Source organism: Pseudomonas sp. 05N434, assembly GCF_056396965.1.
In genome coordinates this window covers 1-846 of the sequence record NZ_JBFTMK010000969.1, presented here as the reverse complement: position 1 = coordinate 846, position 846 = coordinate 1, and the positions used below count along the sequence as shown (strand labels likewise).

General features: G+C 63.4%; 1 protein-coding gene. It reads right to left on the bottom strand.

Features of this window, described 5'->3' with window-relative positions; genetic code table 11:
* Nucleotides 1–846: Ig-like domain-containing protein (locus AC1DLB_RS31115; RefSeq protein ID WP_477786419.1), on the bottom strand; the 846-nt coding region annotated here is incomplete at both ends.

Sequence of the window (846 nt, the reverse complement as noted above, 5' to 3'; positions counted from 1 at the left end):
GCTTCCAGTATTGCCGGCCCCATCGGTCACCCCGGTGTTGTCCAGGGTAATCAGGTTGGTCGCATCGGTGATGCTCGCTGCCGGTGTGAGGGTGGCGGTGTAGGTGATGTTATCGCTGGTGCTCAGACTGCTCAGGGTACCGTTGCTCACCGTCAGGTCGGCGAGGCTGAAGCCGGTCACCGCCTCGGAGAAGGTGATCGTCACTACCGAAGTCTGACCCACCGCCAGCGCCGAGTCCGCAACCACGATGGTGGCCGTCGGGCGCACGGTATCGATGGCGTAGTTGTTCGAATCGGTGGTGCCGCTGCCCACGTTACCGGAAGCGGCCGCCTGCACGCCGGTGTTGTCCAGGGTGATCAGGTTAGTCGCGTCGGTGATGGCGCTGGTCGGTGTGAACGTGGCCGTCCAGGTGATGCCGCCGTCGCTGCTGCTCACCGCCGTGAGCGTACCGTTGGCGATGGTCAGATCAGCGTTGGTGAAACCGCTCACCGCTTCGCTGAAGGTGATCGTCACCAGTGAGGTTTCACCGATTTTCAGCGCGTTGTCGGCCACCACGATGGTCGCCGTCGGCAGCACCGTATCGATGGTGTAGTTGCCGGAGTTGGTGGTGCCGCTGCCGGTGTTGCCCGCCAGATCACTGACCCCGGTGTTGTTCAGGGTGATGACGTTGCTCGAGTCATTCACGCCGACGGTCGGGGTGAAGGTCGCGGTCCAGGTGATGCCGCCGTCACTGCTGCTCACCGCCGTGAGCGTACCGTTGGCAATCGTCAGGTCGGCGTTGGTGAAACCGCTCACCGCTTCGCTGAAGGTAATGGTCACCAGCGAGGTTTCGCCCGCGGTCAGCGT